Origin of the sequence: Lutibacter sp. A64 (assembly GCF_022429565.1) — a bacterium.
Classification (GTDB): Bacteria; Bacteroidota; Bacteroidia; order Flavobacteriales; family Flavobacteriaceae; genus Lutibacter.
On record NZ_CP092487.1, the window covers coordinates 3,025,570 to 3,035,765 of the forward strand.

Annotated in this window: 7 protein-coding genes; 3 read left to right on the forward strand and 4 right to left on the reverse strand. The window is 30.7% G+C overall.

Going from position 1 to position 10,196, the window contains the following annotated elements:
• Nucleotides 1-246 precede the first annotated feature (246 nt).
• Together MKD41_RS12410 and MKD41_RS12415 are read left to right on the forward strand one after the other, a co-directional pair.
• Nucleotides 247-2,793 carry a TonB-dependent receptor gene (locus MKD41_RS12410; RefSeq protein WP_240242607.1) on the forward strand — a complete coding sequence of 849 codons (2,547 nt, stop codon included), beginning with the start codon at nt 247-249 and terminating at the stop codon, nt 2,791-2,793.
• 18 nt (nt 2,794-2,811) lie between these two features.
• Nucleotides 2,812-4,470, forward strand: coding sequence for a choice-of-anchor J domain-containing protein (locus MKD41_RS12415; protein ID WP_240242608.1), 1,659 nt, complete (start codon nt 2,812-2,814; stop codon nt 4,468-4,470).
• 451 nt (nt 4,471-4,921) lie between these two features.
• Here the strand turns inward: MKD41_RS12415 and MKD41_RS12420 are convergent, their stop codons facing one another.
• From MKD41_RS12420 to MKD41_RS12430, 3 genes are all read right to left on the reverse strand, one after another.
• On the reverse strand, nt 4,922-5,842 hold the full coding sequence (locus MKD41_RS12420; RefSeq protein ID WP_240242609.1) for a DUF3078 domain-containing protein: 921 nt from the start codon (nt 5,840-5,842) through the stop codon (nt 4,922-4,924).
• A 172-nt stretch (nt 5,843-6,014) separates the two neighbouring features.
• Nucleotides 6,015-8,141 (reverse strand): prolyl oligopeptidase family serine peptidase, encoded by a 2,127-nt coding sequence (locus tag MKD41_RS12425; RefSeq protein ID WP_240242610.1) that lies wholly within the window; start codon nt 8,139-8,141, stop codon nt 6,015-6,017.
• An 86-nt stretch (nt 8,142-8,227) separates the two neighbouring features.
• Nucleotides 8,228-8,599: a DoxX family membrane protein gene (locus MKD41_RS12430; protein ID WP_240242611.1), complete on the reverse strand. Its 372-nt coding sequence runs from the start codon at nt 8,597-8,599 to the stop codon at nt 8,228-8,230.
• A 161-nt stretch (nt 8,600-8,760) separates the two neighbouring features.
• Between MKD41_RS12430 and trxA the strand changes: the two genes are divergently transcribed.
• Nucleotides 8,761-9,120, forward strand: a complete 360-nt coding sequence (trxA, locus tag MKD41_RS12435; protein ID WP_240242612.1) for a thioredoxin — start codon at nt 8,761-8,763, stop codon at nt 9,118-9,120.
• 111 nt (nt 9,121-9,231) lie between these two features.
• Here the strand turns inward: trxA and MKD41_RS12440 are convergent, their stop codons facing one another.
• Nucleotides 9,232-10,194 (reverse strand): PorP/SprF family type IX secretion system membrane protein, encoded by a 963-nt coding sequence (locus tag MKD41_RS12440; RefSeq protein WP_240242613.1) that lies wholly within the window; start codon nt 10,192-10,194, stop codon nt 9,232-9,234.
• Between the last annotated feature and the right edge of the window lie 2 nt (nt 10,195-10,196).

Consider the following 10,196-nt stretch of genomic DNA (forward strand, 5'->3'; position numbering starts at 1 on the left):
GAATAAACTTATAAAAATTTCTTTTTTTAAAAAAGTAATCTCATAAAAAAAACACTCCATTTTTAACATATTATTAATTTATATTAACATTTGAATATTTACACCTATCTGATTATCAATAAACTCATCTATTTATTGTATATTTATGGTTCTTAATTAAATGTTAAAGTTTAACAATTAATTAAAGGTAGAATCAACAAAATATTGCATTTTTGCAGGACATTTAATTCAAATTAAAATTTAAAAATGAGAAAATTTAAACATTTATTAATGGTAGTAGTACTTTGTACTTCCGCTACTATTTTTGCTCAAACAAAACTTACTGGAAAAGTAGTTGACGAAACAAGTCAGCCTTTACCTGGAGCTTCTATTGTTGTTAAAGGATCTAGCACAGGAGTTTCTACAGATTTTGATGGAAATTTCACATTAGAAACATCTATTTCTAGTGGTACTATTGTAGTTTCATTTGTTGGATATGAAACTAAAACTTTAACATTTAGCGGTAGTAAAAGTTTAGGAGAGATAGCATTAAAGTTATCTGCCGAATCTTTATCTGAAATTGTAATTACTGCTACTTCTTTTGCAGTAGACAGAAAAACACCAGTTGCTGTGTCAACAGTAAAAGCAGATGTTATTGAACACAAATTAGGATCTCAAGAATTTCCTGAAATCTTAAAATCTACACCTGGTGTATACGCTACTAAATCTGGTGGTGGTTTTGGTGATAGTAGAATAAACTTAAGAGGTTTTGAATCTGCAAACGTTGCAGTTATGATTAATGGTGTACCTGTTAATGATATGGAAAACGGTTGGGTTTATTGGTCTAACTGGGCTGGTTTAGCAGATGTAACAAGTGCTATGCAGGTTCAAAGAGGTTTAGGGGCTTCTAAAGTTGCTGTACCTTCTATTGGTGGTACTATTAATATTTTATCTAAAACTACTGATATTGAAAAAGGTGGTAACGTTTTTGTAGGTGTTGGTAATGATGGTTACCAAAAATACGGAGCAACTGTTTCAACAGGTTTACTTGACAATGGATTTGCAGTAACTGCTTCTGGAGCTAAAACAAAAGGTGATGGTTATGTAGATGGTACCGAATTTGAAGGTTACAACTATTTCATAAATATATCTAAACAATTAGGTGATAATCATAAATTATCATTTACATCATTTGGTGCACCACAAACACACGGACAAAGACAAAATAGAAGTTCTATTGAAACTTATAGAAATGCTGAAAGTGGAATTAAATTTAACCCAGACTGGGGTATTAAAAATGGAGCAGCATTTTCTATAGAAAATAACTTCTACCACAAATCTCAAACATCTTTAAACCACTATTGGACAATTAGTGATAAATCTAATTTATCAACTGCACTTTATGCTTCTTGGGGTACTGGTGGAGGAAGTGGTACTGCTGGTGATGACAGAAGTTTATTTAATGTAAGATTAGGTGGTGATGACCAACCAGTAGATATTGATAATATTGTTGATATAAATAGAGAAAGAGGAACTCAAGGTTTAGGATCTATAGCTTATTTAAGAGCTTCAAGAAATGACCACGAATGGTATGGTGTTTTATCAACATTTAAAACAGATTTAACTGATAATCTTGCTTTTGTTGCAGGTCTTGATTTAAGAACATATACAGGAAAACACTTTTCTGTAGTTGAAGATTTATTAGGAGGTTCTTACGCTGAAGATAATGCAAATGTTAACAATCCAAACGCTGCTTTAAAAGTAGGTGATAAACGTGACTACTGGAATGATGGTGAAGTAGGATGGCAAGGTTTATTTACTCAATTAGAATACAATAAAGATAATTTAGCAACTTTTATATCTGCGTCTGTATCTAACTCTTCTTTTAGAAGAATAGATTATTTCAACTATTTAGATAGCGATCCAAACCAAAAAACTGATAAATACGACTTCGTAGGTTTTGGTGTTAAAGGGGGGGCTAACTATAACTTAGATGATAATAATAATGTTTTTGCAAACATAGGTTATTTTGAAAAAGCAGGTGGATTTGATGCTGTATTCTTAGGATATGACAATGAAGCTGAAAACATTAATGAAGATGCTGAAAATCAAAAAATATTTAGTGCTGAACTTGGTTATGGTTATAGAAATGATAATTTATCATTTAACTTAAACCTTTATAGAACACAATGGGATGATAGAACATTTACAGATAACTTCTCAGTTGACAATGTAGATTACTTTGTGAATTTATTAGGTGTAAATGCACTTCACCAAGGTATTGAATTAGATGCTGTATATAGAGCTTCTGATAAGCTTACTTTAACAGGTATGGTTTCTTTAGGAGACTGGACTTGGACTAACAACATTGAAAATGTTCAAGTTTATAATGATAGTCAAGAAGCTGTTGGAGATCCATACAGTTTATATATAAAAGATTTAAAAGTAGGTGATGCAGCTCAAACAACTGCAGCATTAGGGTTGGATTATGAATTAATGGATAAAACACATTTTACTGTAGATTATAATTATTTTGGTGACTATTATGCAGACTTTGAACCAAATAATAGAACAACTGCTACAGACACCGCTCAAGCTTGGAAAGCTCCTGAATATGGAATCTTTGATGCAAGTTTAAGATATGGATTTAAATTCGGTGAATTTGACACAGTACTTACAGCTAGAATGAATAATGTATTTAATACAGAATATATTTCTGATGCTATAGATGGTGGAGCTCATGATTCTAATACAGCTTCAGTATGGTATGGATACGGAAGAACATTCAACTTTAGCGCTAAAATTAATTTTTAATAAAAAAAATATTAAACAATGAAAAAAATTATTTATTTAATAATGGCAATAGGCTTAGTTTTTACAGCCTGTGACCCAATGGATGATATTTATGCTGATCTTGATGCTCAAGAAAGTGCTGTAGTTGGTAATGCAGAATATACATTAACTGATGAAGATTACGATGATTTAGAATTAGGATATGGAAGCTTTAACTCTCTTGATGATGCTAAATCATTACTTCCTTCATTTTTAGCAGACGCATACCCATACTGGGGAAAAAATTCTTCTGTATTAGTTGGTTTTGATTTATATGTTGGATATGCTCCAGGTGTAAGCGACTATACTAATGCTACTTCTTATAGCTTGGCTAATATGGATTACCCTAGAGGTTCTGAAAATGCAGTAGCTTTCTTCCCTGAAGAAGATCCAGCTGACTATTTAGGTGATATATTAAATGCAAATATAGATGCACCAACTGAAGGAAATATGGTACTTGCAAAGTACAAAGTTTATAAAGGAGAACCAGTTGCTGGAGTTTCTAATTTCTTTGAAGAAACGTTTAATGGTAGTTTAAATTCTTGGGAATCTATTAGTGTAATTGGTGATCAATCTTGGTATGCAACATCTTATAGTAATGATGAATATGCTAAAGCTAGTGGTTACAGTAGTGGAAGTAGATATGAAAATGAGGATTGGTTAATTTCTCCAGAAATTGATTTAACGAATCAAATAAATGCTACTTTAGAAATTAGACAAGCATTAAACTTTGGAGGTGCTGATTTAGTTAAAATATTAATTTCAACTGATTATAGCACAGGGGGAGACATTGCTGCCTCAACTTGGAATGAATTAGAATTGCAAAATATACCTGATGGTACAAGCTATGATTTTTATGTTAGTGATCCATACGCTTTGACAGATTATGAAGGCGAAACAATTCATATTGCTTTTAAATATGTTTCAGATGGTACTAATGAAAACACTTCAACTTGGCAAATCGATAATGTTGTAGTTAAAGTTCCTGGTGTAGAGGGTGATACAGCTATAAACGAAACGTTCTTAACTTACTCTGAAGGAGAATGGGAACCTTCAGAAGGTGTTTATTTTATCCAAGATGCTGATTTTGATTCAATGGGAGAAGGTTATGGTCAACCAGGACAATATAATAATTTTGGAAGTTCTACACCTCCAGATGATTATTTACCAACATTCTTAAACTTAAAATATCCTTACGCTTTAGAGGGTGACGAGTTAATTGTTGTTTACGATTACTATTCTAGTTCAAGTGGAGCTCAATTAAGAGGTAACTTATATACTAAATCAAGTGGAGCTTGGTCTGGTTATGAATCTACAATTAGTACTACTTTACAGTTTGGACATGATGGGGCAAATTGGGTTCCAGACAACACAATTAAATATACATTAACAGGGGCTGATTATGATTATATTGTTGAAACTTACAAAGACATATATTCAGGTGGAGTTGCTAACCTAAGTAGCTATGGAAATATTAGTGCTTATAACTGGGCTCCAGATGAAATTCTTGATGTTCTTAGTGGTGTGTTATTGAATAATTTCCCTGATTCAGAAGAAGGACAAAAGTTTATTGTTACTTATGCAACTTATGACGGTTCAAGTCATGATGTTTCATTAAACGTAATTCTTGAAGGTGGAAAATACGTTTTAAACAACTAAGTTAAATTTACGTTTAACTAATAAAAAACCACGCTATTTAGCGTGGTTTTTGCATTTTAATACAATTAAGTATAATAGAATAATATTTATTCTATTATACTTAAAAGTTCTATATCTATTTTAAGTTAAAAATAAATATGAGATAATAATTTCAGCCATTGTTGGTGTTTTTTATCAACAACTGAGTAAGTAGAATAGACAGTGTAAATTAATAAATTTCAGCCATTATTTACATTTGCCTTCAATAATTAAACAAGTATATGGCCTAAACTTAAGCAGTTGAATGATAGGTGTTTAGATATTGTTGTTGTTGCCAACAATTAAATAAGTATACAATCTAAATTTAAATAGTAAACTAATTGTAAAATAAAAAATATGCAAACGTAAAAAAGGCATACAAATCAAATGATTTGTATGCCTTTTTTAGCTTTTAGAGTGCAGTTTAAACTTCTTAAAAAGAATAGTTTAAACCAAACATCCAATACGTTTGAAGTTTATTGTCAATAGTATCAAATGTAGCTGACTCATCATCATCTAAAGCATAATTCAAAGCCTCTTGCTTGTTCTTTCTTAAACCTAAGTCAAAACCTACACCAATACCTTTCCAAAGCGTGTAACCAAATGAGTTTGTCCAAGTCCAGTTAGAGTAATCAGCACTTTTGTAACTTTGAAAAGCAGAAAGATTCGTTTTAAATTTAATAGCACCTAATTGCTTGGTATAATCAGCAACTATTTTAGCACCTAAAGAAGATTCAAAATTGCTATCTCCATCGCTAAATACAAAATTATAGTTTAAAGGGTGTATTACAACCACTAAATCTGCAATAGGAGTCCAAGTAGCACCAACCCCAAGGTCTAAATAACCAGGATCGTTAAAATTACTTAAAATAGTAGTTTTGTATTCTCCTAAAGTAGAAATTGCAAATTTTTCGCTTAATTTATATCCAAATAAAGAAGTTATACTAAACACATCTGTAGCTTCTTGAAAGTCACTATTATCAGTATCATCATCCTTATCATCAAATTTTACCCAACTTAAGTTTACATTAGCTGAATTTCTCCAGAAATATTTTTCTTGTGTTAGGTTTGCAAAAGCGTTTACTGTAAATCCAATATTACCAGTTGATGAATTTGGTTTTCCTTTAGAGTACCAATTATCAAAACCTGCAAGTGTTCCTCCAATGGTTCCAAAAGCACCTTTTTTCCAACCAGGAAAAGCATCAATTTTACTTTGAATTGCTTTTACTTTTGCTTGTAAAGCTGCAATAGAATCTTTTTTAGGAGCTTGCTCTGCTTTTAACTCCTCTATTGTTTGAGCATTTATGTAGGTTATACCAAACATACACACTAGTACTAAAATTATTTTTTTCATACTTAATATAATTTATTTTTAAAATGCAAATATGCATTAAATAAGACCATTTTTATATAAAAAAGTCACATCACGAACTTAAAAATACCATTATCTACTAATTAACTACTACTAAAAAGACTGTATTTAGTTAAACTTCGAATAATAAAGCATTGTATTTATATCTTAAATTTTATTTATTAGGCAATGTTTTATACCCCATATTGTATAAGGTAAATCCGAAAATATCTGCATATTGTTCAATAATTTTTGAAACTGGAGTTCCTGCTCCATGACCTGCATTTGTTTCAATTCTTATTAAAGTTGGATTATTACCTAATTGCTTTTCTTGTAATTCTGCAGCAAATTTAAACGAATGTGCTGGCACTACTCTATCATCGTGATCTCCAGTTGTTACCAATGTAGCTGGGTATTCAATTCCTGCTTTTACATTATGAACCGGTGAATAACCTTTTAAATAATTAAACATTTCTTTAGAATCTACTGCAGTTCCATAGTCGTAAGCCCAACCTGCTCCTGCTGTAAACGTATGATAACGTAACATGTCTAGCACGCCAACATCTGGCAATGCCACTTTCATTAAATCAGGACGCTGTATCATTGTTGCACCAACTAGTAAGCCTCCGTTAGAGCCACCTCTAATAGCTAAATAATGTGATGATGTATAGTTGTTTTTAATTAAATATTCAGCAGCTGCAATAAAATCGTCAAATACATTTTGTTTTTGAAGTTTTGTACCTGCATTATGCCACGCTTTACCGTACTCGCCACCACCACGTAAATTAGGAACTGCATAAATACCACCTTGCTCCATCCAAACTGCATTTGCAATGTTAAAACTAGGAGTTAAACTAATATTAAATCCTCCATAACCATATAAAATTGTTGGGTTTTTCCCATTTAATTCGATTCCTTTTTTAAAAGAAATTATCATTGGAATTTTTGTTCCATCTTTTGAAGTATAGAATACTTGTTTGGATTCGTAATTTTCGGCATTAAAATCTATTGCAGGTTTTTTATATAATTCTGATATTCCAGATTTTGGTTTAAATGAATAAATTGATCCTGGTGTTGTATAATTTGTAAAAGAATAATAAATAGTCTCTGCATTATTTTTCCCGCTAAATCCACCCGCACTACCTATACCTGGTAATGCTATTGTTCTAATTAATTTTCCATTAAAATCGTATTGCATTACTTTTGAAACAGCATCAACCATATAATTTGCAAAAATATAACCACTTGCCGTAGATATATTCAATACATTTTTAGTTTCAGGAATTACATCAACCCAGTTTTCTTTTGAAGGATTTTTAACAGCAACTTTTACAATTCTTTTATTTGGTGCATTTACATTAGTACTTAAATAAAAATATCCATTTTTATGTTCAACTACACCAGTATCATTATCAAAACCTAATATTATAGGAGTTATTTTACTAGTTGGATCTGTTAAGTCTTTAAAGTATAATTCGTTTCCTGAAGTTGAAATTGAAGCTGAAATAATTAAATATTTCTCATCATCAGTAACACCAGCACCAACATAACGTCTTTTTTCTTTATCACCAAAAATAATTTCATCTTCAGATTGTTTTGTGTCTAATTTATGGTAAAACAAGCGATGTTGATCTGTTTTTGCAGAAAGCTCACTTCCTTTTGGCTTTTCGTAACTTGAATAAAAAAGCCCTTCATTTCCTTTCCAAGCCATGCCACTAAATTTAACATCTATAAGTGTATCTTCTTTAATTTCTTTTGAAAGCGCATCCATAATGATAATTTTGCGCCAATCGCTTCCTCCCTCAGAAATGGCATAAGCAACCAAACTTCCGTCCTTTGAAAACGACATTCCGCCTAAAGAAGTAGTACCATCTTCAGAAAAAGTATTTGGATCTAAAAAAACTTTTGGCTCTTCATTACCTTTAAATCTATATAAAACATACTGATTTTGTAATCCATTATTTTTATAGAAGTAGGTAAAATCACCTTCTTTAAAAGGAGCGCCTATTTTTTCATAATTCCATAATTTTTCTAAACGATTTTTTAATGCTTTACGATATGGAATATTTGTCAAATAATCGAATGTTAATTTGTTTTGTTCCCTAACCCAGGCTGCAGTTTCATTAGACATATCGTCTTCTAACCATCTGTAAGGATCTTTAACTTCTGTACCAAAATAATTAGTTACAGTATCAACTTTTTTTGTTGTAGGATATTTCAATTCAACAGTTTTTTGTGTATCGGATTTTTCACAAGAGAATAAGCAAAACCCAACTAATGTTAATAATAGTATTTTTTTCATAGTAGTTATTTTTAATTGATTATCAAAGTTAACTAAAAAAGGCTTATTCAATTGAATAAGCCTTAAATTTCATCTATAATAACTCTTTAAAAAAGTGTTTTAAATTTATTCCAATTTGCATACATAAGTATACTATTTAGTACGGCAACAACCGCAGATAATCCAATTCCGGCAGGTGCAAGTGCTAAATGGAACATCACAATATTTACAGAAATAATAGCTGCAAATATAAGCGCTAAGCCTTTCCATTTATTTATCAATAGAAGAATGCCTGCAACAACTTCGGTAAAACCAATTAAAGGAAACATATAACCCGATTTTACAAGAGCACCCATAAATTCACCAGGAGCTCCTTCCATTGGGGGCATTGGCATAAAGTTGAAAAATTTGTTAGCTCCAAAAACTACTAATATTAGACCTAGAAGTATACGTACAACAAGTGTTAATTTTGAATTCATAATAAAATGTTTTAGTTATTAATATTTTAGTTGAGTCGTTAAGTTACGTTATATATTACAGTTGTAACTTTTGTTACTTCTGTTTTGTAAGGATTTGCGTCACTTTGTCGTCAAAACTATGGTATAATAGTTGTTATACTAATCATATAAAATTTAAAAAAATGACAGAATTATTAACAAAAGAGACTTTTTTAGAAAAAGTTTTTAATTTCGAAAAAAATAAAGAATGGAAATTTGAAGGAGATATACCTTGTGTAATTGATTTTTATGCAGATTGGTGTGGACCTTGTAAAGCAGTTGCACCGGTTTTAGAAGAATTAGGAGAAGATTATAAAGGAAAAGTAAATATCTATAAAGTTGATACAGAAGCTGAACAAGAGCTAGCTGCTGCTTTTGGAATTAGAAGTATTCCTTCTATTTTATTTGTTCCAAAAAATGCTGAGCCACAAATGGCTCAAGGGGCATTACCAAAACATCAATTTGAACAAATTATTAATGATGTTTTAGAAGTTTCTAAGTAAACTTAAAATTCACCCCAATAAATCCGAAAAAAGCCACAATAGTATGTGGCTTTTTTTTAAAATTCCATTATGGAGATAAATAAACTAAGGTTTATTTAAAGCATTAATTTCTTATTCAATTAATAGAATTTCTTCAGAATTTTTCTTTTTCATCCAATAAAGTGGTGGTTGTCTTTTATGATTATTTTTGTTTTTCCCTAGATTTAAAATGATAGAAAATTCATGCGATCCATTGCTATAATTAGAAAGGTTATTGGTAATCGCATCATAAGTATAACCTACTTTTAAATTATTGGTTAATCTAAGTTGAAAAAGGGTTGAAACAGATTCATCAATCCTATGTGAAATTCCAAATTCTAGTTTGTCTAGCCATAAAATACTTGCAGAGATATCTGTAGATAATGGCGAACTGTTAACGGCTCTCATCATAAATGAAGGTCTTAGTTTAAAAGAATCATTTAAATTAAAAACGTATCCAGAAGATATATAAAAAATCATTTCATCTGAAGCGCTAGAAACTACGGAACTGTTTTTATCGTAATGTTTGTTTTTTAAAATGTTTACGGTTGAAATACTTGCAAAAAACCTGTTGGTATAGTAAAAGATACCAGCACCCATATTTGGATTAAATTCACTGATGTTTTCACTAAAAAGATCATCGTTTTGAACACCTAATTCTAACAAGTTTACATCTAAAAAACTACCTCCTACTTTTAGTCCAAAAGCTAATGTTGAATTTTCATTTGGATAAATAGAGTAAGAAAAATCGGCATAAATGTCAGTTTCTTTTAAAACATATACCTTATCATTAACAATAGACAAACCCAGCCCTACATTTTTACCAGTAGCACCATGTATTGATAAGGTTTGTGTTTCTGGACTTCCAGCTTCTCCAGCCCATTGACTTCTAATATTAGCGGTGGCTGTAAACAATCCATGACTACCAGAGTAGGCAGGATTAATTAAGCTAAAATTATTATAATATTGTGTATATAACGGATCTTGTTGTGCATTACTTTTTACAATTACTAAAAAGGCACTTATAATTACGAATTGTTTTACTATATTTTTCATTT